The sequence below is a fragment of the Neisseria sp. HMSC058F07 genome, from assembly GCF_001810035.1.
GTDB classification, from domain to species: Bacteria; Pseudomonadota; Gammaproteobacteria; order Burkholderiales; family Neisseriaceae; genus Neisseria; species Neisseria perflava.
In genome coordinates this window covers 1-21,631 of record NZ_KV799659.1, presented here as the reverse complement: position 1 = coordinate 21,631, position 21,631 = coordinate 1, and the positions used below count along the sequence as shown (strand labels likewise).

The 21,631-nt window shown below is 51.9% G+C and carries 24 protein-coding genes; all 24 read left to right on the top strand.

The annotated features are described in order from the left end of the window. The coding region (gene terL, locus HMPREF2696_RS11710) for a phage terminase large subunit (protein WP_168162671.1) at positions 1-769 on the top strand (769 nt) is incomplete at its 5' end. Positions 770-846: 77 nt separating this feature from the next. Beyond that, positions 847-2,400: a DUF935 domain-containing protein gene (locus tag HMPREF2696_RS00120; protein ID WP_070587422.1), complete on the top strand. Its 1,554-nt coding sequence runs from the start codon at positions 847-849 to the stop codon at positions 2,398-2,400. After that, positions 2,393-3,730 (top strand): phage head morphogenesis protein, encoded by a 1,338-nt coding sequence (locus HMPREF2696_RS00115; RefSeq protein WP_070587420.1) that lies wholly within the window; start codon positions 2,393-2,395, stop codon positions 3,728-3,730. Before HMPREF2696_RS00120 ends, HMPREF2696_RS00115 begins: the two co-directional genes overlap by 8 nt. Before the next feature lie 109 nt (positions 3,731-3,839). Continuing rightward, positions 3,840-4,334, top strand: a complete 495-nt coding sequence (locus HMPREF2696_RS00110; RefSeq protein WP_049335907.1) for a phage virion morphogenesis protein — start codon at positions 3,840-3,842, stop codon at positions 4,332-4,334. Positions 4,335-4,551: 217 nt separating this feature from the next. Next, positions 4,552-5,607 carry a phage protease gene (locus HMPREF2696_RS00105; RefSeq protein ID WP_039862366.1) on the top strand — a complete coding sequence of 352 codons (1,056 nt, stop codon included), beginning with the start codon at positions 4,552-4,554 and terminating at the stop codon, positions 5,605-5,607. A gap of 22 nt (positions 5,608-5,629) precedes the next feature. Continuing rightward, entirely contained in the window at positions 5,630-6,532 is a 903-nt protein-coding gene (locus tag HMPREF2696_RS00100) for a Mu-like prophage major head subunit gpT family protein (RefSeq protein ID WP_004520449.1), read from the top strand. A gap of 41 nt (positions 6,533-6,573) precedes the next feature. Beyond that, positions 6,574-6,999: a hypothetical protein gene (locus HMPREF2696_RS00095; protein ID WP_063069161.1), complete on the top strand. Its 426-nt coding sequence runs from the start codon at positions 6,574-6,576 to the stop codon at positions 6,997-6,999. Further along, entirely contained in the window at positions 6,999-7,424 is a 426-nt protein-coding gene (locus tag HMPREF2696_RS00090; protein WP_004520447.1) for a gp436 family protein, read from the top strand. The genes HMPREF2696_RS00095 and HMPREF2696_RS00090 overlap by 1 nt, the downstream gene beginning before the upstream one ends. Continuing rightward, on the top strand, positions 7,408-8,079 hold the full coding sequence (locus tag HMPREF2696_RS00085; protein ID WP_063069159.1) for a DUF1834 family protein: 672 nt from the start codon (positions 7,408-7,410) through the stop codon (positions 8,077-8,079). The genes HMPREF2696_RS00090 and HMPREF2696_RS00085 overlap by 17 nt, the downstream gene beginning before the upstream one ends. After that, a complete protein-coding gene (locus HMPREF2696_RS00080) occupies positions 8,072-8,254 on the top strand; it encodes a DUF2635 domain-containing protein (protein ID WP_070587417.1) in 183 nt (60 codons plus the stop codon). Before HMPREF2696_RS00085 ends, HMPREF2696_RS00080 begins: the two co-directional genes overlap by 8 nt. Beyond that, positions 8,251-9,678: a phage tail sheath subtilisin-like domain-containing protein gene (locus tag HMPREF2696_RS00075; RefSeq protein ID WP_063069157.1), complete on the top strand. Its 1,428-nt coding sequence runs from the start codon at positions 8,251-8,253 to the stop codon at positions 9,676-9,678. The genes HMPREF2696_RS00080 and HMPREF2696_RS00075 overlap by 4 nt, the downstream gene beginning before the upstream one ends. Before the next feature lie 12 nt (positions 9,679-9,690). Continuing rightward, positions 9,691-10,065 carry a hypothetical protein gene (locus HMPREF2696_RS00070; RefSeq protein ID WP_004520443.1) on the top strand — a complete coding sequence of 125 codons (375 nt, stop codon included), beginning with the start codon at positions 9,691-9,693 and terminating at the stop codon, positions 10,063-10,065. Between the two features lie 93 nt (positions 10,066-10,158). Further along, positions 10,159-10,545: a hypothetical protein gene (locus HMPREF2696_RS00065; RefSeq protein WP_063069156.1), complete on the top strand. Its 387-nt coding sequence runs from the start codon at positions 10,159-10,161 to the stop codon at positions 10,543-10,545. Further along, positions 10,542-10,754 carry a hypothetical protein gene (locus HMPREF2696_RS00060; RefSeq protein ID WP_063069155.1) on the top strand — a complete coding sequence of 71 codons (213 nt, stop codon included), beginning with the start codon at positions 10,542-10,544 and terminating at the stop codon, positions 10,752-10,754. Before HMPREF2696_RS00065 ends, HMPREF2696_RS00060 begins: the two co-directional genes overlap by 4 nt. Beyond that, on the top strand, positions 10,751-12,883 hold the full coding sequence (locus tag HMPREF2696_RS00055; protein ID WP_070587415.1) for a phage tail tape measure protein: 2,133 nt from the start codon (positions 10,751-10,753) through the stop codon (positions 12,881-12,883). The genes HMPREF2696_RS00060 and HMPREF2696_RS00055 overlap by 4 nt, the downstream gene beginning before the upstream one ends. 9 nt (positions 12,884-12,892) lie before the next feature. Next, positions 12,893-14,260, top strand: a complete 1,368-nt coding sequence (locus HMPREF2696_RS00050; RefSeq protein WP_070587411.1) for a DNA circularization protein — start codon at positions 12,893-12,895, stop codon at positions 14,258-14,260. Beyond that, positions 14,244-15,410 (top strand): phage baseplate assembly protein, encoded by a 1,167-nt coding sequence (locus tag HMPREF2696_RS00045; RefSeq protein ID WP_070587407.1) that lies wholly within the window; start codon positions 14,244-14,246, stop codon positions 15,408-15,410. The genes HMPREF2696_RS00050 and HMPREF2696_RS00045 overlap by 17 nt, the downstream gene beginning before the upstream one ends. Next, on the top strand, positions 15,411-16,040 hold the full coding sequence (locus tag HMPREF2696_RS00040) for a phage baseplate assembly protein V (RefSeq protein WP_070587405.1): 630 nt from the start codon (positions 15,411-15,413) through the stop codon (positions 16,038-16,040). Between the two features lie 110 nt (positions 16,041-16,150). Further along, positions 16,151-16,504, top strand: coding sequence for a phage GP46 family protein (locus HMPREF2696_RS00035; protein WP_063075678.1), 354 nt, complete (start codon positions 16,151-16,153; stop codon positions 16,502-16,504). Next, positions 16,501-17,568, top strand: coding sequence for a baseplate J/gp47 family protein (locus HMPREF2696_RS00030; RefSeq protein ID WP_070587403.1), 1,068 nt, complete (start codon positions 16,501-16,503; stop codon positions 17,566-17,568). Before HMPREF2696_RS00035 ends, HMPREF2696_RS00030 begins: the two co-directional genes overlap by 4 nt. Then, the gene (locus HMPREF2696_RS00025; RefSeq protein WP_083300547.1) at positions 17,565-18,131 is read left to right on the top strand and encodes a YmfQ family protein; all 567 of its coding nucleotides are present in this window, start codon (positions 17,565-17,567) and stop codon (positions 18,129-18,131) included. Before HMPREF2696_RS00030 ends, HMPREF2696_RS00025 begins: the two co-directional genes overlap by 4 nt. A 2-nt stretch (positions 18,132-18,133) precedes the next feature. Continuing rightward, entirely contained in the window at positions 18,134-20,416 is a 2,283-nt protein-coding gene (locus HMPREF2696_RS00020) for a tail fiber domain-containing protein (RefSeq protein WP_070587398.1), read from the top strand. Continuing rightward, complete coding sequence (locus HMPREF2696_RS00015) at positions 20,413-21,036, top strand: hypothetical protein (protein ID WP_004520432.1); 624 nt, start codon at positions 20,413-20,415, stop codon at positions 21,034-21,036. Before HMPREF2696_RS00020 ends, HMPREF2696_RS00015 begins: the two co-directional genes overlap by 4 nt. Continuing rightward, positions 21,037-21,525, top strand: a complete 489-nt coding sequence (locus tag HMPREF2696_RS00010) for a hypothetical protein (RefSeq protein WP_002212759.1) — start codon at positions 21,037-21,039, stop codon at positions 21,523-21,525. Positions 21,526-21,631: the final 106 nt, after the last annotated feature.

The window sequence follows — 21,631 nt, the reverse complement described above, 5'->3', positions numbered from 1 at the left end:
CGACGGCGAGACGGTGGCCGAGGCGTTTTATCAGGTAAACAAGGACGAAATGGAGCGCGGCGCGGTCACTTCTTGGGCGGCTCGTGGCGTATTGGCATTGATGAAAATCCGTGCGCGTGACGGCCATGCGACGTTCGATTCGGAATATCAGAATGATCCGGTTGCCGGTGAGGCCGCGCCGTTTGCGAACAGCCTGAATTTTTGGGTCAATCGTGATTCGGATTGGATTTTTTATGGTGCGTGCGACCCGAGTTTGGGCAAGGCCGGCAACAGCCGTGACCCGTCTGCGTTGTGTATCGGCGGGTACAACCGCCGCACGGGTGTGTTGGATGTGGTGGAGGCTCTGATTAAGAAACGCCTGCCGGACAAGATTATTTCCGACATTATCGAACTGCAACGGCGGTACCGCTGTGTGTTGTGGGGCATTGAGACGGTGCAGTTTCAGGAGTTTTTAAAGACTGAGCTGGTCAAACGCGGCGCGGCTGCCGGTATCCCGATTCCGGCACGCGGTATCAAGCCGAGTGCGGACAAGTTGCTCCGTATTGAAAGCCTGCAGCCGTATATGCAAAACGGTCAAATCCGTTTGCACGCCAGTCAAAGCACACTGATTGACCAATTCCGCCATTTTCCGATGGCAGACCATGACGACGGCCCCGATGCGGTGCATATGCTGTGGGGTTTGGTTCAAAGCAGCGCGACTGTCGGCGGCTATATTGCCGTGCCTAGAGAGCACGGTTTGTCCGGACGGATGGGGAGCGGCGCATGGTAAAACTGACACGGGATACAGCCTGCTAAGGAGTGGCACGGCTGAAAATGGGGCAAGTTTAACTTGCCCTTTTTTACGTCATGAAAAACCTACTCCGTGCGTTGTTTAGTAAAGCCGCACCTAAAACGCCCGATAAACAATCCCAAACGGCGGATATCGTTAAAAACCGCACTACCCATGAGCATCCGAGCAAAGGGCTGACTCCGCAGTCGCTCCATCGGATTTTGGAAGATGCGGAAAACGGCGATATTCAGGCGCAGTCCGAACTCTTTGTCGATATTGAGGAGAAGGATGGCCATATCTTTTCGGAGATGAGCAAACGCAAGCGCGCGGTAATCGGCTTGGATTGGAATATTGTTCCGCCTCCGGACAGCAGCGAAGCGGAACGGAAGCTGGCCGAAGAGGTTGATGGCTGGCTCAATCAGATGACCGATTTAGAGGATATGATGTTTGACCTTTTGGACGCGGTCGGACACGGCTTCTCCTGCGTGGAAATCGAATGGGAAAACCTTGGTTCGTTATGGTTGCCCAAGGCATTCCATCATCGTCCGCAGGCTTGGTTTAAGGTCAATGCAATGGATGAGGTGTTATTGCGCAAAGACGGCAGCCCAGATGGCGAAAAGCTGTGGGATTTAGGCTGGATTGTCCATAAGCACCGCAGCCGTTCGGGTATTTTGGCAAGAAGCGGTTTGATGCGCACGCTGGTGTGGCCTTATTTGTTCAAGAATTACTCGGTGCGTGATTTGGCCGAGTTTTTGGAGATTTACGGCCTGCCGACCCGAATCGGTAAATATGCCTCCGGTGCGGACGACAAAGATAAGCTCACCCTTTTGAATGCGGTGCGCGAAATCGGCCATAACGCGGCGGGGATTATTCCTGAAACCATGCAGATTGAGCTGCTCAACGCGGCCAATGGCAGTGCGGATCCATTTCAGGCAATGATTGATTGGGCGGATAAAACGTCTTCAAAAGCGATTTTAGGCGGCACGCTGACCAGCCAGGCTGACGGCAAGACTGCTACCAATGCGCTGGGGCAAATCCATAACGAGGTGCGCCATGATTTGCTGGTGTCCGATGCCAAACAACTGGCCGGCACATTGACGCGCCAATTGATCCTGCCATTGTTGCAGCTCAATAAAGGCAATGTCGATGTTTCACGTCTGCCGCGCTTTGTGTTCGATACGCAATTGCCTGAAGATTTGACGGTGTACTCCGACTCTTTGCCTAAATTGGTGGGGATCGGCATGAAGATTCCGTTGTCGTGGGCGCAGGAAAAATTAGCCATTCCTTTGGCTTCCGAAGACGAGCCGGTATTGGCTTTTCAAACCGACGTTAAAACGGATTTAAAAAACGCTTCTCTAAGCTACCGCCGTGTGGCTTTGAGTAAAACTGGCGAGATTGTCGGCGCGGCGCAGGCGGATTTGGATAATGCGGACTTGAGCAAAGTGGCCTTGCCAGAAATGATTGAGCCGTTTTTACGCGGCTTAGGCCAGGCTTTGACCGAGGGTGATAGTTATGAGGATGTGCAGGAGCGTTTACTGCGCGTTTATCCCGACCTGACTGCCGAGCAATTTCAGATGGCCTTGGCGCGTGTGGTTTTTGTGTCGGACTTATGGGGACGGATGAATGGCTGATTTGAGCTACGCATTCGGCCTTGAGCCTGAACAGGCCGTCAAGTATTTTGAGGGGCTGGGCTTTAATGTGCCGTCCGATTGGAAAGTAACGTGGAATGAAGCGCAGGCTAAGGCACGGGCGATTGCGGGCATTCACAAGCAGGATATTGTCGCGCAAATCCACGGTGCTTTGTATGAAAGCCTGAAAAACGGTACGTCATTTGAGAAATTCCGTGATGATGTGGTAGGCCGTCTGAAACAGCATGATTGGCAGCTGCTGAAAGATGGCGACATTGTGAATGCCAACACCGGCGAAGTAGATGGTAAAGGCATCACGCGGCATCGACTGGAAACTATTTTCCGTACGCAAATGCAGTCGGCCTATATGTCCGGGCATTGGCAGGCTCTTGAAGATGGTCGAGACTCTGCGCCCTGGCTGCAGTATTCGGCCATTCTTGACAGCCGTACCCGACAAAGCCACGCTGCGGCGCATGGCGCGGTGTATCACATCGACGACCCGTTTTGGAATTACTTCTACCCTCCCAACGGCTTCAACTGCCGCTGTACCGTGCGGGCGTTTTCAGACCGTGACTTGAAGCGGCGCAATCTGCTGCCGCAAAAAGCGCAACTGGAAGATACGGAAGTGGTGGTCAACCGCAAGGGCGACACCCGCCCGGCCAAGGCGGTGAAGCTGGCCGACGGCAGTCGCTTTTATACTGATGCAGGTTTTCAGAATAATGTGGGTAAAAGCCATTTGGCCAACTTGGGGCAGTTGCAGATGCAGCGTGCAGTGGATTTGCCGCCGAAGCTGGCAAGTGTGGCGATTCAGGAAGCTTTAAAAGAGCCAAAATGGAGGGCAGCCATATCTAAACAAGCATCGGAAATGGTTGATCGGGTAAATATGGAGAAATTTGCCAGGGGTGAAATGCTGTATATCGGAGCGTTGGCTCCGTCGGTATTAGAAGCTCTGGCCGCAAAGAATGTCTATCCGCAATCGGCTGTGATCGCGATGAGTGATGAGCGAATATTACACGCGATACGTAACAGTAAAAATAAACCGTTGCCTTTGGCATTTTGGAAAGACCTGCCAGAACAGCTGCAAAATCCGGAGGCAATACTCATTGGCACGGCAGGCCGCAATGCCGATGGCCAGCAGTTTCTGTTGTTTGTGTATCCGGGAGTGAATAACAAAGGGAAATTGGTTGTAACAGTGGATTATCAGGCTAAGGCAAGAAATCCCTATACCGGCAAAAAAGAAGCGGTTGCCGTCAATATGGTTAATACAGGAAATTATGCTGAAGATGGGGATATTTATAAAAATGACAGATATGAATTAATCTGGAAGAAATAACCAAGTTGGCGGCTTTGCCTGATTCGAACAGGATAAAACAGTGGATAAACCACCGAGGCCATTCCAGTTGGCGACCCGCCGACAACTTGGTATTAAGGATAATATACTGATGATTGAGATAAAAATCAACACAGACACGTTGCAAAACAGCTTAAACGCCATTGCGCAACGTACAAGCAATACCCAGCCATTGATGACGCAGCTTGCCCGCATCATGCGCAACGCTGTGCTGGACAACTTCGAGGCAGGCGGCCGCCCCGCGTGGGCTCCGCGCAAGTATCCGTCCGCGCGAGAAGGATCGGGGCTGTTGCAGGCCAGTGGGCGTTTGCGCAATTCGATTACGCAGAACAGTACGGCCACGGAAGCCGTGGTCGGTACCAATGTGGAATATGCGGCCATTCATAACTTCGGCGGACAAACTGCACCGCATACGATATTGCCGAAAAACGGCAAAGCCTTAAAATTCGGCGGACGGTTTGCCAAACGCGTCAATCACCCCGGCAGTAAGATTCCTGCACGTCCGTTTATGGTTCTTCAACCTGACGACGAACAGGCTTTAGTCGATGCGGTAAATGATTACTTGGATGCCGCTCTCGGTAATTAAAACAAAAGCCGTCTGAAATTGCACACAGACGGCTTTTATATATCTTCCCCTTATCTACCCTTTCCCGAAACGTTTAAATCAATCTGTGAGGGGCTTAAAAGGCTTCTGAAACGGTTTTAAACATACTCTCTTTTTCATTCTCCGATATTTCTCATTTTCGTTCCTTACTGACAGTGATTCAGCCTCTTGTGCCGGCTTGATGGCTCATGATTCGGCAATGGATACAAAAACCTTTCTTGCCGCCTTATCTGCCGCCAAAGTCGGAAATACGGACGGCCTTATCAAAATCGTACCCAAAGGTCAATTTGCACCAGTCGACGGGCGCACCGATACAGGCGTGGCGCACTGGACGATGACTGCCTCTTTGGCGCAGCAAATCATTGCCGCCTTTGATGCCGGACAAACAGACCTTGTTGTGGACTACGAACACGCCACACTGAAAGCTGCGGAAACCGGACAGCAAAATCCTGCTGCCGGTTGGATCAGCAAATATGTGTGGGATGACGATCGAGGTCTGATGGGCGAAGTGAAATGGACACAACGCGCAAAAGACATGATAGACAGCGGCGAATACCGCTATCTGTCGCCGGTACTCGAATACGACACATTGGGCAATGTGCGCGGGCTGCACAGTGTGGCGTTGACCAATTCGCCTGCGCTGGACGGCATGGCTCTGGCTGCATTGAGCCGCCAAAACTCTATTAACCCCAAACAGGAAACAAGTATGAACAAGGAAGCTTTAATCAAGCTCTTGGGCTTGGCGGCAGATGCCGACGATAAAGCCATTGAAGCGGCTTTGGCCGAAGCACAAGAAAAGCTGGGCGGTAAAACGCTGACCGAAGCACTGGCTGAACACAAAGACGAACCGCAAGGCGGCGAAGGCGGTAAAGGCGATGCCGGCAAGCCCGAAGACAATCCTCAAGGCGGTAATGCCGACGACGGCGAAGTTGCCGAACTGAAAGCCCAAGTGGCTGCGTTGAGCAAGAAAGTGATTGCAATGGAAGTGGGCGGTACTTCAGACGGCCTGATCCGTGCCGCTCTTTCAGATGGCCGCCTGCTGCCGCATCAAGAAGCATCGGCACGACAACTGGCTGCCAAAGACCCAGAGGCATTTAAGAATCTGATGGAAGGCAGTTTGAAATTGGCCGCGTTGAGTAAAACGCAAACCGGTGGCAAAGGCGCTGAAGGCGGTGAGCCTGCGTTGACTCCGGAAGAAATCGAAGTGGCCAAGCAATTGGGCATTTCAGCCGAAGATTATCAAAAAGCCAAATAAGGCTTTAAACAAGGATTAAAGCATGATTATCACTCCAGATACACTGAAAGCGCTGTTTACCGGCTTTAAGAAAAACTTCCAAGACGGCCTGAAAATGGCGGACAGCCAATACAAGGAAATCGCCACTGTTATTCCGTCCTCTACTGCTTCCAATACTTACGGCTGGCTCGGTCAATGGCCTGCCTTCCGCGAATGGGTGGGCGACCGCGTATTCCAAGATATGAAGGCACACGGCTATGCCATCACCAACAAGCATTTTGAAAGTTCGGTCAAGGTCAACCGCAACGACATCGAAGACGACAACGTCGGCATTTACGCGCCGATGATGACCGAAATGGGCCGTGCTTCCGCCGTTCATCCTGACGAATTGGTATTTGCTCTGCTGAAAAACGCGCATGCTACGTTGTGTTATGACGGTCAGAACTTCTTCGACAACGACCACCCGGTATATGAAAAAGTCGATGGCACCGGCCAATCCACCACTGTATCCAATATTTTCACCGGTACCGAAGCCGCTTGGTATTTGCTGGATACATCACGCGCCCTGAAACCTCTGATTTATCAGGAACGCAAGCCTAAGCAGTTCACTGCCATGACCGCCGCTACCGACGAAGGCGTATTTATGCGCAACGAATACCGCTACGGCGTGGACGGCCGTTGTAATGTTGGTTTGGGCTTCTGGCAAATGGCGGCTAAGTCGCAAGAAACCCTGGATGCCGAAGGTTTTGAAAAGGCTTACAACGCAATGGTCAGCCTGAAAGGCGACGGCGGCCGACCGCTGGGTATCCGCCCGAATGTGCTGCTGGTTCCTCCTTCTTTGGAAAACGCCGCCAAAAAATTAGTGGAAGGCGACCGCCTGGATAGTGGTGCGTACAACCCGAACAAAGGCAAATGCAAGGTAATCGTATCTCCTTGGTTGCTGTAACCCTTTAGATAGGCGGGCTCTGCCCGCCGAAAGGATAAGAAATGGCAAAAGTAAAAAACGAAGATGAAAAAACCGAGCAAACGGTTGGCGCAACTGTGGATGTAAACCCCGAAGACGTTAAGTTGCAGGCGTTTCTTGAGGCTGAAGTCGAAAAATTGAACGCCGAGCTTGAAGCGGCGCGTATGCGTATCGCCGAATTGGAAGCTCAATTGGAACAGGCCGCAAGCCCTGCCGTTGAAGCGGCAGAAACGCAAGAACGCTATCAGGCAGGCGGTGAAGCGGCGGCCGATGCCGAAGTGGTTGCCATCAAATCCAAACATGGCCATGCGTTTTGGCGCAGCGGGTATCACGTTCAACCGCATTTTACCTTTGTGAAACGTGCCGATTTCGAGCCCGAAGCGTGGGAGCGCCTGCTGGCCGAACCGATGGCTGTTGTTTGTGAAGCCTTGCCTGTGGAGCAGGATTAATGGCTTACGCAACGGTTGCCGATTTGGTGGCGCGTTATACCGAGCCGACGATTGCGGGTTTGACCGACCTGACGCGCTTGGGAAGCGTGAATGCCGAAATTGCGCAACAAGGTTTGGATGATGCCTCCGCCGAAATCGACGGCTATCTGGCATCGCGCTATGAATTGCCGTTGCCTGCCCCTGTGCGCCTGTTGAGCCTTTATTGCTGCGACATTGCCGTTTACCGTTTGGCAACGGGCAAGCGCCAACTGACGGAAGATATGGTGCACCGATATGAGGCGGCGATTGCGTATCTCAAATTGGTGGCATCAGGCAAGGCTGGTTTGGGTGTGGCTGAAAATGCCGACCCCAAGCCGACCGTGCAAGGTGATGCGGTAATGTTTGCCGCCAAGGAAAAGGTGTTCGGCCGTGATAGCGTCTATTGAACAAGCCATCAAACAGCGTCTTTCAGACGGCCTTGGCCAAATGGTCAGCGGTGTGCATACATACGGTGGCGAATTTGACGGCGAAGGCTTGGCTCAAGTGGTCAACCAGTTCCCCGCCGTTTGGGTCATGTTTGCCGGCATTACCGACAGCGAGCCCCATGATACGCGCCGAACACGCTACCAAGTCACTGGTCACTTTACTGTCTTGGTCGGCGACCGTGCCAGCGGCAGCGAGGCGGACAGCCGCTTCGGCGGTTTACACCGAAACGATGTCGGCACTTACCGGCTGATGCAGGCCGTGCGCCTGTTGCTGATCAATCAGACTATGGGTTTGTGTATAGGCCGTCTAAAGCCGGGCAAAGCAAAAAGCCTGTTTTCAAAACAAATGGAGTTGGACGCAATCAGCGTATTTGCGCTGGATTTTGAAACGCATTGGTTCGAAGACGCACTGCGAGACGGCGATTGGCCACGGCCTACGGTTTCAGATGTTCAACAGGCGCAAGTATATGCCGACGTATCCGAATACCAAGGCCGTACCGATCCAGAACATCCCGACTTTAAAGGCGCAAACCTTGAGCTGCGTATCCCGCCCAAAAAACCAAACCAACCCGCCGATATGGCGGCCATCGTTAAAACCGAGGTAAAACATGACTGAAACCATTAAAGTTCGTGCCTCCGCAGGTCTGCAAGTACCTATGGCAGGCAAGCCACATGAATATATTACCGACCAAGAAGCGGTCGAAGTGCCGAATGCCGCGTATTACCTGCGCTGTATTCACTACGGCGACTTGGTTATTGTTGAGGACAAACCGAAAGGCAACAAATCATGACTTCCGCAAACGTCAGTTTCGACAAAATTCAGACCAGTACGCGTAAGCCAGGCGTTTACGTCGAATGGAACACCAAGCTTGCTGTACGCAACCTGCCAACCAACAAGCAACGTGTGCTGCTGATTGCGCAACACAGTAATCCCAAGGCGGGCAAGCTGACTGCGCTGGCAAATATCTATTCTGCGGCCGATGTCGCAGCTGCGTATGGTGCCGGCTCTCAGGCGCATTTGATGGCATTGGCCGCTATCAAGGCTTACGCATATGCAGATTTGAGCCTGATTACCGTTGCCGACAATGAAGCAGGCGTTGCGGCCACCGGCAATATCACGATTACAGGCACTGCCGATACGCAAGGCGTTTTACGCGTCAACATCGGCAATGCCGATACGCTGACCGTCGGTGTCGCCGCCAATGCAACCGCCGCAACCGTAGCCGCTGCCGTCAAAGCCGCCATTGATGCCGAAACATCATTGCCGGTAACGGCGACAGCCTCTGAAGGCTTGGTAACGCTGACAGCTAAAAATAAAGGCACGCACGGCAACCATATCCGTATCCGTGCCAGCAATACCGCCGAAGGGATTACCGTTGCGGTCAAGGCAATGAGCGGCGGTGACGCCGATGCCGATATCGGCCCTGCGTTGAATGCAGTGATTGCCGAAGGCCATAATTTGATTGCGGTAGGCTGTACCGATGAGGCGAACCTCTTGAAGTTGCGCACACATTTGGAAACTGTCGGCGCACCCGAAGAAAAACGCTGGGCATTGGGTATTTATGGCCAAACCGGTGCATTGGCGCAAACAACGACACAAGCAGGCCGTCTGAACAGCGGTTATCTGTATTCGGCCTGGTATCGTAAAACGCCTAGCCTGCCATGTGAGCTGGCAGCCGCGTTTGCGGCCGTTGTGGCCAGCGAGGAAGACCCGGCTCGTCCGCTCAATACCCTGAAGCTCAACGGCATCGGTGTGTGCGACAGTGCAGACAAGACTATGCGTACCGAACAGGAAAACGCGCTCTACAACGGCGTTACCCCTATTGAAACCAGCCCAGACGGCACATCCGCCCAAATCGTCCGCGCTATTTCGACTTATACCAAAACTGCCAACGGCACGGCAGACGAAAGTCTGCTCGATATGACTACCGTACGCACATTGATTTATGTATCAGGTGCGTGTGCCGACCGTATCGCATTGCGTTTCCCGCGCGACAAAATGACCAAGCGCACCATTGACCGTGTCCGCTCCGAATTGATCGACGTGTTGATGAAATGCGAAGAATTGGAAATCGTCGAAGACGTTGAAAACAATTTGGCCAACCTGATTGTGGAACGCGATGCACAAAACACCAGCATGCTCAACTGCCGCGTGCCGTCCGATGTGGTTAACGGCCTGCACCAAGTAGGCATGGTTATCGACCTGTATCTGTAAAAAGGAAAGAACATGAGTACAGAATATGTAGGCAGCGTAACGCTGTATGTCGGTGCGACCGAGGTGGAAGTCACCAAGATTGATGTGAAAAACATCACAGGCAAAAAAGAAGTTAAAACCATGAACCGCACACGCCGCGTCAAAGGCTTTACGCGCGGTGTCGGCCAGTATGATATTTCTTTTACCGCCGTCGTGCCGACAGACGGTACGGTTATCGATTGGGACAAAATCGAAGACGCAAAAATCTCGCTGGTCCCTGATATCAATGGTGCGCGCCCAACCTCCTATCTTGGTTTTTGCGCGAAGGAAGCCGGTGAAAGCTATACGGTGGACAACGAATTGGTCATTGATGTGACCGGCTTTGCAACCCGTAAAGTGATTGAGTAAGCCGTCTGAAACTGACACCTGTTAAAGACGGTTTAAATAGCCTTTAAACGATAATTGGATTTTTATCCGATTAACCGTTTAGAGGCTTTTATTATGTCTTCAATTTCCAAAGAACTCGAACATGCCGCAAAAGAGTATGAGCTGGTTGTTTCTCCCGACCTGAAAACCGTTTCAGGCCGTCTGAAGTACGGTATCTCTGTTGACGGCGCTGTCCATCGTGATTTTTCCATGCATCTGCTGACCGTGCGCGAAGATATGGCTATTGACCCAACGCTGGAGGGTCAGGCGCGTATGTTGGCAGCCTATTCAGCCTCTCTCGACCATATCGGTACGATTCAGCCTGATGCCTTAACGCCCGACTTCTTGGCCGATGAGTTGGTCGCCACCGATTTTGACGCGCTTTATTTCGCCCAAGAGCTGTTAGCAAAAAAGCGTCTGTCCGTTCAGCCCGTGCCGACCGCTACCGATACGCAGTCTTGAAGCTGGGGAGTTACGGTATCTCTGCCGACGATATCGGCAAGATGACTCAGCCGGAGCTTGATGGATGGCTCAAACAGGCCGATTTGATTGACCGTGGCCGTGCCGCTCCCGTGGTGCTGCCCTGGTTTGCGCCGTCTGCCAAAACTTCAGCCCCATCTGCATCTGGCGGACACACTCAAACCTTTATCAGTAAACGGAAGAAAAAATGAGCCGTAATACAATCGAATTAGTTGCCAAGTTCCGAGATGACGCAAGTGTCGGCCTGCGCCGCTTGGCGACCGAGGCCAACCGTACGATGCAGATTCAAAGCCGTGCGGCATCATCTTCCGGCAGGCAACAACAGCTGATGCATGCAGCTGCCGCCCGTTTGGGTATTCGCACAGAGCGTGAAATCCGCCGTGAAATCCAACGTACTCAAGCGGCCTACAACGCAATGGCCAAAAGCGGCCGTGCTTCGCACAATGAACTGGCGCGAGCCGCTCAACAGACGCGCAGCCGTATTCGTGAGTTAAATGCCGAAATGAACAGCGGCAGCCGTTTCAACCGAATGATCCAAGGAGGTAAAAGTTTGGCGCGCGGTGCGACTTCGGTTGCCGCCGGTGTCATGGCCGGCGGTTATGTGTTGGCCCAGCCGGTCAACCGGACAATGGACTATGACACGGAGCTGCGTCACGCGACCAATACCATGTATGCAGGCAAGACTTTGGCGGAAAAACGTGCCGGCATGGAGGAAATTAATAAAACGGTAAACGATGCCGCTTATCTTGGCGGAACATCTAAGGAAGCAGCTTTACAGGCAATGAATACCATGGTGGCCAGCGGTTCGTTGAGTGATGCTGCCGTGAAGCAGATGTTGCCAACCGTAATGAAAACAGCACTGGCCGCCAATGCCGATGCCGATGATATTGCCAATATTGTGACCAAGGCGAAGCAGGCAGGGTTTAAAGAAGCCGATATTCCTGCTTTGCTTGACCGAGCCATGCAATCGGGCGCGGATGGCGGTTTTGAGCTGAAAGACATGGCGCGATGGTTGCCGCAACAGTTGGCAGCAATGAAGTCCGCAGGTATGGGCGCGACACTGGATAATTTCAGCAGTTTGTTAAATGCAAACCAACTGGCGTTTATGACTGCAGGCAGTACAGACGAAGCCGGTAACAACCTGGTCAATCTGCTGGCGAAAATCAGCAGTCAGGACATCGTTACTAAGGCAAAGAAAATCGACATTAACGGCCAAGAGGGTTTTGACTTCACGGCCAGTATGAATAAGCGTCAGGCTGCAGGCATGAACTCGCTGGACGCATTGGTCGATATTGTCAGTGAAATCGTGAGCAAGGATGAAAAGAGTGCGGCATTAATGAAACAAATGGCTGCTGCTCAAGGCGATGAGGCTAAGTTGGCTTTACTGGAAAACCAGAAAGCTTTGGTTGACGGTACGGCTGTCGGCCAGTTGGTTTCAGACCGCCAAGCCTTAATGGCGTTGCTCTCGCTCATCAACAACAAGCAAGAAGCCGCACGACTGCAGCAAGGACAAGCCAACGCCGCCGGTGCAGTAGATGGGGCTTATCAATTTGTGGCCGAAGGCTCCGGATTCAAAAAAGAACAGCTCAAAACGGCATACAGCGAAGCTGAATATGGCGCATTCTCAAGCTTTACCGACATGGTGGCCAATAAGCTTAAAGGTATTGCCGACTGGGCCAGAGGTAATCAGGAAGCCGCGCAGACAGCGGTGGCGGCGGGTCAAGGAGCTGCGGCAGTATCCGCAACTGTGGGAACAAGCTCAATGGTAAGCGGCGGATGGCGGTTCTTCCAAGGCGGTCAAGGTGTTGCCGGTGCCGGCCGTTTTCTGCCTTCTGCAGGCTCAATGGGTGCCTTTACTTTAGGTGCTGCTCCGTTGGCCGCTATGGGCGGCGTAACACATTTGGCGGCGCAACGGGATAAATATGACGACTGGAGTAAACCGTTGGTGGCATTCGCCGACCGCTTGCAGTCGTTTTTGCCTGATTTTATGTCGTCTGCCAAAAACGAATACATGAGAAAACGGGAGGAATTGGGTGGGAATAACTCTCCGCTCGACAGCCCTGTTCTCAAAGAGAGTATGGCGCAGCTCAGTCAATCTGCACAAACCAATCAGCAAGCCAGCCAACAGTATGTCACAGCGGCAACTGAAAATCAGGCTGCAACTGCCCAGCTTACCAATGCGGCCACCCAGATGACTGCGGCGGCGGCGCAAATGCAGGCGGCGGCAGGTAAGCCGATACCCGTTACAGTCACCGTTCAAAACGGCAATATTATGGCCTATATCAATCAAGCGGCGGCGCGTGCGGCAGCTAAAAATTAAGGATCCGTGATGAGTTGGAAAGATACTTTGCTTGATGCCAGTTTCAAGGGTGTCGGCTTTGATGTAATCGATGATACGTTGCGTGGCACGCACGCCTTAGCCGAACACGAATACCCGTTTGTTCAGGGTTCGGATATTGAGGACACGGGCGTATCGGCAATGGATATGAGCCTGACGGCGGTATTGTGGGGGGATGATTATGAAAGCAGGCTGCAAAGCCTGTTAGGTGTTTTGCGGGAGACTGGTGCGGGCGAATTGATCCACCCGATTTACGGCAGCGTGCCCGATTGCGTGGTGGCTGATTTTGAAGCTGCTCATAATGAAGAAAATCCCGATTACTGTACGGTGCGGATGACCTTTAAGCAAAGTGTCAAAGCCGCCCCGTTTTTTGACCGTGAATTGCCGTCTGCACTGGCCGATGAAATCGATTGGCTGGCAGATTTGGCCTCATGGCAGGGTTTTGAAGTGTTTCAGACGGCCTTGGGCAAGATTCAGAAGGCACAAAGCCGTTGGAACGCATTTCATGCCACAGTATTGACGGCAATCGGCGTTATGTATGGTCAGGTAAACGGCGTATTCACCGGCTCCATGAATCTTCTTAACAACCCGCGCGTATTGGTGGCTGAGTTGAAATCAGTATTCGGTGTGTTGGCAAATATGCACGTCGTAGGTAAAAGTGGGCTGGATGGCTGGCGCGATATGGTTGGCGGAGTGTCAAAAGCCGCCACTACGCCGTGGCAGGTAAGTCGCGGGACAGAAGGCAGCGTTTCGGCAATCGATTTGATTCAGCGTGCAAAGGTTGAAGATGTCGCTGCTTTCACAGCGTTCACCGCAACTGTTGGAGCGTGTGCTTTGGCAGAACAGGCCGCAGATATTCTGGCAACACAAATTGATGCGCCAACTTTGACGCCCGTGGAAATCTCACGCCTATTATCCGATACCCATGCTGCTTTACAACGCACGCTGGCCGCAAACCGTATTTTGGCAATGATGTTGGCAGATGAGGCAAAGGCCGAGAAGATGGCTTATTCCTTGCTAAGGTTATACCAAACACCAGCAGACAGTGCTGATGATGTGTATCGCCGCATTGAGGCTGCCGGCCTGTTGCCGCAAACACCATATCTTGAAACTGCCGCCGAACTGACTGAAAGTTTGCGTGATACGGCGCACAAGCTGCAAAAACAGGCTTTTGCCGTTTTGAATATGCGTCCTCCGTTAGTGCAGAAAATTGTAGGACGTGATACCAGCCTGCATCTGTTGGCGTTTGAATGGTATGGCGATTACAGCCGTTTTGGCGAGTTGTTGCGTCTGAATCCACAAATCCGTCATCCGAACTTTCTCAGTAAAGGAGAGGTGTTGAATGCCTACGCCAAATAATACCGTCACTCTGATGATTAACGGCAAAACTCATGGGCAGTGGACGAATTACGACATCGTTTCTGACCTGCTCACCCCCGCCGATGACTTTTCAGTCACGCTTGGCCGTCCGGTAGATTCAGTTCCGACTGCAGTAAAAGAAGGCGATAAAGTAGAAGTCCGTGTCGGTGGGGATACGGTATTAAGCGGCCGTATCGACCGTGTGCACACTACGACGGAGAAAGGCAATAAAACGCTGACCATTCAAGGCCGTGATGATGCCGGTATCCTGTTGGACTGTTCTGCGCCGTTGTTTAATGCGCAGGATATGGATTTAAACCAAATTATTGAAAAAATCGTCAAGCCTTTGGGTTTGTCAAAAATCCGTATCGATGCAGCCAAAACCAATAAAACCCATAAAGTTCAAATCGAGCCTGGAAGCCGTGCATGGGATGCCTTGACACAATATGCCGAAGCCAACGGGGTATGGCCTTGGATGGAGCCTGACGGCACGTTGGTTGTCGGTGGCCCCGACTACACCACGGCACCTGTTGCCGAGTTGGTCTTACGGGTCAGTGGCGACAATAACAATATCAAGCGCCTGGAAGTCGAGCGCAATATGGCTGCTCGGTACAGTGAGGTCACGGTATTGGGGCAAAGTCATACCGGCAAGCACAATATCAAAGCGACGGTGAAAGATGAATCCCTTAAGCTGAGCCGGCCTTTAATCGTGACAGAGCCTGATGTTGACAGTCAGGCGGAAGCGGAACATAAAGCGAAGAAACGCCTGGCGGACAGCCGCTTGGAAGGCTTGACCATCACTGCGGTGGTACAGGGACACCGAACCGATGACGGTACATTGTGGCAACCAGGTCAGCGAATCAATGTATTGAGCGAACCGGACGGCATTGACGCAGTGTATTTCCTGATGGCGAGAACCTTTGTCGGAGGCAGAGGTCAAGGCACGGAAACCATATTAACGCTTAAAGAAGACGGTGCATGGGTGTTGGATGCAGATCCTCCTAAGAAAAAACAAGGCGCAGGCAAAAAAGACGGCGGGAAATCTGCACACAAGTCGTCTGAAAATAGAAAAGCCAACGGTCAAGCACCAGTCAAGCCGAAGAAACGCCGTCAGGCTAAAAAGCCAAAACAGGAATTGCAGGTTATTTAAATGGATATTAAAACCATAGATAAGCGTATCAAACAGGCGTTTAACACTGTCCGGCAGGGCTTTCGCGGAAAGGTTGCCAGAGTCCAGGCAGGTGGCGGTGTGCAAAAAATCCAAGTCGAAGGCTTGGACGGCGAAACCGTGCAAGACTTGGAGCATGCCGAAAACTTCGGCTTTACCAGCAATCCGCCTGCCGGCAGTGATTGCGTTGTTGTGCCGCTGGGCGGTAAAACCAGCCACGGTATTATCGTTACCACGACAAACGGCGCGTACCGCATTACCGGTTTATCTGATGGCGAAACGGCGGTTTATAACGCTGACGGTGCCAAGATGGTGTTAAAAAAGGGGCGCGTCATTGAGATTGACTGCGATAAATTAAATATTAAAGCACCTAGCGGCGTAAATATCACTTCAGAAAAGGTCGAATGTTCTGCGGTGTTGACTGCGCAAGGTCAAATCAACGGCAATGGCGGTATGGCCGTGCAAGGCGGTAGCGGTACGACATTTACCGGCAACGTGGACATGGTTGGCGATTTGAATACTACCGGCGCATTAACCAACAACGGTAAAGATGTCGGCAGCACCCACAAGCACACTGAGACCAACGGTTCGGAAACCGGAGAAGTCATTTAAACTGGTTTTAAAGACCGTCTAAGAATCCTTATTGGTTTTTTAGGCGGCTTCTATATTTGTCTGACATCAATCCACTCAAAGAAAGAGCGTCCATATCCGAAAATTCAGGTATGGACGCTTTACTCAACCCACAAACAGGCGGCTATGTGGTCAACCAATCCGCCCAATCCATCGAAAACGAGCTGTATATCCGCTTGGTAACACCCTTGGGCAGTTACTGGGCAGACCGCACGCTCGGCAGCCGCCTACATGAATTGCGCCGCCAAAAGCATTTAAAGCGCATTGAAGTGCTGGCCAAGCAATACGCCGAGCAAGCCTTACAGCCTGTAATTAAGTCTAAACGCGCCCAATCCATCCAAGTAACCACATCCACCCCGCAGCGCGGCTGGCTGAAATTGCATATTGAAGCTGTCGATGCCGCAGGCGATACCGTAACCCTTAGTCACAAAGTGGCCGTGATATGACGCAAGCACTTAATTTCGAGCAAATCCGCGCCAATTATCTGCGCGACCTGCAAAACCAAAATCCTACCGCCCATATACACGCAGGCAGCGACAACCATGTACGCGCTACCGCTATTGCTGCTGTGGGCGAAGGCCAATACCAGCATCAAGAGTGGATTTTGCGTCAAGCGTTTGCCGATACCGCCGACAGTGCCTATCTGGAAAAACATGCCGCCAAATACGGCATTTACCGAAAAACTGCCACCTTTGCGGGCGGTAAGGTGCGTGTTCGCGGCGCGGTCGGTGCAATGGTACCGGTCGGCCAACAAATCAATGTGGGCGATAAGGTGTATTTAGCCGCCGAATCCGCCGTTATCGGTGCGCTTGGAAGTGCCGAAATAGCCGTTATCGCCACTGTTTCGGGTAGCGCTCAAAATCAAACCGGCGAATCCGCAGCTACGCTGCAAAGCGTACCTGCGGGGATTGACAGTTCCGCCGTCTTGCTGACGATGGTCGGCGGTACGGATGCCGAAAGCGATGAGAGCCTGTTGGCACGCTATGAAGAACGCCTGCGCCGACCTGCTGCGGGCGGTAACCAATACGACTTCCGCAATTGGTGCTTGGAAGTACCGGGTGTGGTTGATGCATTTATCTACCCTTTACGTCGTGGTAACGGCTTTGTCGATGCCGTCATTTTGGGTGAAAACGGTATTCCCAGCGCGGAAACACTGGCCGCCGTACAAGCTCATGTCGATGCAGTACGGCCTGTTACCCGTAAAAACGGCTTTCTAGCCCTTGCGCCCAGTATCCAGACCGTGAATGTAGCCGTCACCATTACCTTAAGCAGCGGCACGGATACCGAAACGGCCACTGCTGCTATCAAATCAGCTGTGAACGCCTATTTTGATGCTTTAAAGCCCGGCGACACCCTAATTAAAAGCCAGTTGGAAACCTTAATCAGCGAAGTGTACGGCGTGCGTGACCGTGTCTTAACCACACCTGTGAGCAATATCAAGCCCCAGGAAAGTGCCGAAGACATTTACTGGCTGCGCCCGGGCAGTATTAACGTGGAGTACACCGCGTGAACCATCAAGCCTTACTTGCCGCCATGCGCCCGCCTGTCAGCTACGACACCGTAGGAGAAACGGCAGAAATCAAAGCCGAAGCGGGTGTGTTTGATATTGTGGCCGACCATGCGGAAGGAGTGAAAAATGCGCCGTTCCCTGACGAGGGAAACGATTACCTGTACCGCTGGGAAGAGCTGCTGGCCATTACCCCGCCTGCCGGAGCCAATACCCAACAACGTACTGATGCCGTACTGGCCAAACTCAACGCCTTGGGCGGTTTGAGCATTGCCTACTTTACCGCCATCGCCGAATCGGCAGGCTACACCGTAAACATTTACGAAGAAGACCAATTCCGTGCCGGTGAAAGCTGTGCCGGAGATTGTTTGAATACTGAAGATGCTATTTGGCGTTGGTGCGTCGACATCGCCGACGGAAAAGCCACCGCCTATATTTTCAGAGCCGGACAAAGCCGTGCCGGCGACCGCATCAGTGTATACACCGACCCGATTATCGAAACAATGTTCGAAGAATTAAAACCGGCATGGACTTATTGCCGTTTTGAGTATGAAGAAGAGGTATAAAAATGGACTTAATCCAAACCCCGAGTAAGCAATTTATTGACGGCGACCGCCGTACGCCCGGTACGCCCGTGCCTGCATGGTGGTTGAATCAATTGCAAGGCGAGTTGTACAGCATTTTAAACGCGGTTGGCATTGAGCCTAACAAAGCCGACCATGCCCAAGTCTTATCAGCTATTAAAACGCTGGCCGCCGATGCTTCTCAAGTGGCCAGTATTGAGGCTTTGCGTAAATACAGCGGTGATGGTTATGTAAACGTTAACGCCTATCACCCCAATACAACAGTGGGCGGCGGCGTGTTCGTGGCGGATAAAGCAGATAAATCTACCGCTGATAACGGTTGTACCGTTATTGTTTCTACCGACGGCACGCGCTGGAAGCGTGTGTTTTCAGGGATGCTTAACCTGCATGATTTTGGCTATGTAGCCAGCAAAAACAATGCACTAGCAACTTTAAATGCCGCTGAAGCCGCCGCGCTTGGCATTGTTGTCGACTGCTTGGGTTTGTCAATTGATACGGGTAATACCTACCCGCAAAAAAACAAATACACAAACGGCAAGTTTGTGATTAACGGCAAAACTGTCGATGTTCAATACCAGCCTATCAGAAGCGGTATCGGTCGATTCATTTCTGGCTCAGGGGCCGCCGCGAACATTAAATCGAATGAGTGGACTGGTGCTGGAATTGTAGCGATTGGCGAAGGTGCAATGAATCAAACTGAAAAGTGTGTTTCAGCTATCGCAATTGGTGATCGTTCACAAGGTTTTTCCCGTATTAGTCGCGACAATATTTCTATTGGCCCAGACAGTCTTATTAATGTACAGGCCGAAACGGAATGGTACGACCAGTCTAAGATGTCCGGCACGCGCAACGTCGGTATTGGCGGTAATGCTGGGCGCGGCATCACTAGCGGCTTTTCAAATGTAGCAATCGGCAGAAATTCAGGTCAGGGGCTGGGAACTGGCTATTCGAATGTGGTATTAGGTTCGGCAGCGTTGGCCGGTGTTGCCCCAATAGGACTGACTGGCGATATTGAAGTTTTTTGGCCATCCCCAACGTCTCGCACCGTAGCTATCGGCGAATCTGTTTTACAGATGTACCAAGGACGAGATGCGCAAACTGCAATTGGTGGAGGTGCTGCAAGAAATACAAAAAAAGCTGAAAAAGTGACCGCGATTGGTGCTTCGGCGTTAGAGAACTTAGAACGAACCAGCGCTCCGAATGGAGGCGATGTGCTATGGACTGGCACTGAGAGCGGAAATTATACCCAAAGCGGCAGTAATATTACTTTGACATTTGGCAATATTCGCGGCGCAAAAGTCGGTTATTGGGTGGGAATCCGCCTCACTTCAGGCGAAGCCAAGACAGTTCAGGGTGATGTAGTGCCTGCTGAAGTGGTTGAAGTAACAGAAAGTAGTATTAAAGTCCGTAGTCCTAAAGAACTTAACGCATCAGGAGTGGCGGAGCTTAAATATGTCTATTCGTCATCATCTTCGGCAGCGAAGAATGAAGAGTTAACAGTGATTGGTACGAATGCACTGAAAGATGCAGTCAGCGGTGCATATTCTACTGTTATTGGTGCAGATGCCATGTTGACAAGCAGTAACCCCCAAAAAGTTGTGGCGGTTGGGGCATCATCATTCAGAAATGGAACGCATTATTCAAGTGTCGCTGTGGGATATTGGTGCGCGCCTACTATTAGTAGTGAGCAGTGCGTTTTTATTGGCGATTCAGCAGGATATCGAAATGTTCAGGGAAATGTTTTAAGCGGGAAAATAACTAATGCCATTGCGATTGGTTACGGTGCGCGAATCAATGGAAGTAACGAGATTCAGCTTGGCGGGTCGGGACAAACATTGTACGCCCCGACAGCGGTAAATATTCGTTCGGATGCCCGCGACAAAACGGATATCGCACCACTGGATATCGGTTTGGATTTTGTTAAAAAGCTGCGACCGGTAACTGGAGTATATGACCGCCGAGACGCCTATACCGACGAACTTTTTACCGATTTGCCGCCGGAAGAGCGCGCAGAAAAACTGCGGGAGTGGTGGCGGGCCCCAACCAAAGACGGACGCTACAAAGAAGACCGCATCCAGCATTGGTTTATTGCTCAAGATGTTGCTGCATTAGAAGCTGAGTACGGCAAACTGCCGATGGTGAATTGCAGGATGGACACTTACACAATTGAGTACGAGACATTTGTGCCCGTTTTAACAAAAGCGATTCAAGAAATGTCTGCTCAAATTGATGACCTTAAGAAGCAGATTGAGGAGTTAAAAAAATGACAAGATGCGTGATTGACCAAGACGGATTGTTCGTAGAGGAGCAATATTTTGATGACGGGCGCGCCAGCATCGAAGCTGAAATGCCTGATCTCGCACAATATCAGGCTGCCCAGTGGGATGGGCAAGGTTGGCAGATAATTCCCGACTATCGCGGATGCGTAGTTTTTGTCGGTGAGCAAGAGCAGGTGTGGGATAAGTTAGGTGATTTGCCCGATGGCATCAGCCTGACCCCGCCTGAATCGGCAAATATTGACGGCGTAAAATCCGGAAAACTTGTCGCATTAAATGCTGCCGCTCAGGCTTTTATTAACAAGCACGCCGGTATCGACAGCGTACCTGAATTTGAGTTTGCAAGCTGGGCAATTCAAGCCGCTGAAGCGAAGGCTTGGCAGGAAGATAAAGCCGCGCCAACGCCAGTGCTTGACGGCATCGCCACAGCCCGCGGTATTCCTGCTGATACGCTTAAGGCTGCTGCGCTACGTAAAACGCTGGCCTATGAGCAACTTGCCGCCCATGTGGCAGGCCAGCGCCAAGCGCTGCAAAGCAAGATCGAAGCAGCGAAAACGCAGGCCGCGCTTGATAAGATTGTAGTCGTATTCACACTGCCGGAGGCCGTCTGAATGGTTCAAGTCTATTTGGCACTCTATAAAGGCAAAGCCGCAATCAACACCCCGCGCGATGTGGTTAAACGCATTGCCGACAGCGTTGTACGATTGGCAACATGCAGCCCGTACAGCCATTGTGAAATCGCTGTTAAGCACCCACGCGACGGCCTGTTTGATTGTTATTCGTCTAGCGCGAGAGACGGCGGGGTGCGCATTAAAACCATGCCGCTGCCTGCTGATAAATGGGACTTAATCCCGCTGCCGCAATCTGTTGCCATATCGGCCAGCCGCTTGTTCCACCGTACACACGGGGCAGGTTACGACTGGCTAGGTGCGATTGGCGTGGTACTCAAATCACCACACAGCAAAAGCCGCTGGTTTTGCAGCGAATGGTGCGCATATGTAATAGGCTACACTAACCCGTGCCGATACAGCCCGCAAACCCTGTATGCCGCGGTATCAACTAAAGATAGACCGTCTGAGAAAATGGAGGAAACAAAGTAATTTAGAAAGTTTTAAATAAAGTGGAGCGGCGACGTGTCTGTGTTGCGAGCACCGGCACGCCAGCCAAGCAGAGCAAGCCTGCATTGACTTCTAAGGCCGCCTTAGT

Excerpts from the sequence above, each read along its gene's own strand:
- HMPREF2696_RS00120 (WP_070587422.1), top strand. The coding sequence starts at position 847 with ATGAAAAACCTACTCCGTGCGTTGTTTAGTAAAGCCGCACCTAAAACG.
- HMPREF2696_RS00115 (WP_070587420.1), top strand. The coding sequence starts at position 2,393 with ATGGCTGATTTGAGCTACGCATTCGGCCTTGAGCCTGAACAGGCCGTC.
- HMPREF2696_RS00110 (WP_049335907.1), top strand. The coding sequence starts at position 3,840 with ATGATTGAGATAAAAATCAACACAGACACGTTGCAAAACAGCTTAAAC.
- HMPREF2696_RS00105 (WP_039862366.1), top strand. The coding sequence starts at position 4,552 with ATGGATACAAAAACCTTTCTTGCCGCCTTATCTGCCGCCAAAGTCGGA.
- HMPREF2696_RS00100 (WP_004520449.1), top strand. The coding sequence starts at position 5,630 with ATGATTATCACTCCAGATACACTGAAAGCGCTGTTTACCGGCTTTAAG.
- HMPREF2696_RS00095 (WP_063069161.1), top strand. The coding sequence starts at position 6,574 with ATGGCAAAAGTAAAAAACGAAGATGAAAAAACCGAGCAAACGGTTGGC.
- HMPREF2696_RS00090 (WP_004520447.1), top strand. The coding sequence starts at position 6,999 with ATGGCTTACGCAACGGTTGCCGATTTGGTGGCGCGTTATACCGAGCCG.
- HMPREF2696_RS00080 (WP_070587417.1), top strand. The coding sequence starts at position 8,072 with ATGACTGAAACCATTAAAGTTCGTGCCTCCGCAGGTCTGCAAGTACCT.
- HMPREF2696_RS00075 (WP_063069157.1), top strand. The coding sequence starts at position 8,251 with ATGACTTCCGCAAACGTCAGTTTCGACAAAATTCAGACCAGTACGCGT.
- HMPREF2696_RS00070 (WP_004520443.1), top strand. The coding sequence starts at position 9,691 with ATGAGTACAGAATATGTAGGCAGCGTAACGCTGTATGTCGGTGCGACC.
- HMPREF2696_RS00065 (WP_063069156.1), top strand. The coding sequence starts at position 10,159 with ATGTCTTCAATTTCCAAAGAACTCGAACATGCCGCAAAAGAGTATGAG.
- HMPREF2696_RS00055 (WP_070587415.1), top strand. The coding sequence starts at position 10,751 with ATGAGCCGTAATACAATCGAATTAGTTGCCAAGTTCCGAGATGACGCA.
- HMPREF2696_RS00050 (WP_070587411.1), top strand. The coding sequence starts at position 12,893 with ATGAGTTGGAAAGATACTTTGCTTGATGCCAGTTTCAAGGGTGTCGGC.
- HMPREF2696_RS00045 (WP_070587407.1), top strand. The coding sequence starts at position 14,244 with ATGCCTACGCCAAATAATACCGTCACTCTGATGATTAACGGCAAAACT.
- HMPREF2696_RS00040 (WP_070587405.1), top strand. The coding sequence starts at position 15,411 with ATGGATATTAAAACCATAGATAAGCGTATCAAACAGGCGTTTAACACT.
- HMPREF2696_RS00035 (WP_063075678.1), top strand. The coding sequence starts at position 16,151 with ATGGACGCTTTACTCAACCCACAAACAGGCGGCTATGTGGTCAACCAA.
- HMPREF2696_RS00030 (WP_070587403.1), top strand. The coding sequence starts at position 16,501 with ATGACGCAAGCACTTAATTTCGAGCAAATCCGCGCCAATTATCTGCGC.
- HMPREF2696_RS00020 (WP_070587398.1), top strand. The coding sequence starts at position 18,134 with ATGGACTTAATCCAAACCCCGAGTAAGCAATTTATTGACGGCGACCGC.
- HMPREF2696_RS00015 (WP_004520432.1), top strand. The coding sequence starts at position 20,413 with ATGACAAGATGCGTGATTGACCAAGACGGATTGTTCGTAGAGGAGCAA.
- HMPREF2696_RS00010 (WP_002212759.1), top strand. The coding sequence starts at position 21,037 with ATGGTTCAAGTCTATTTGGCACTCTATAAAGGCAAAGCCGCAATCAAC.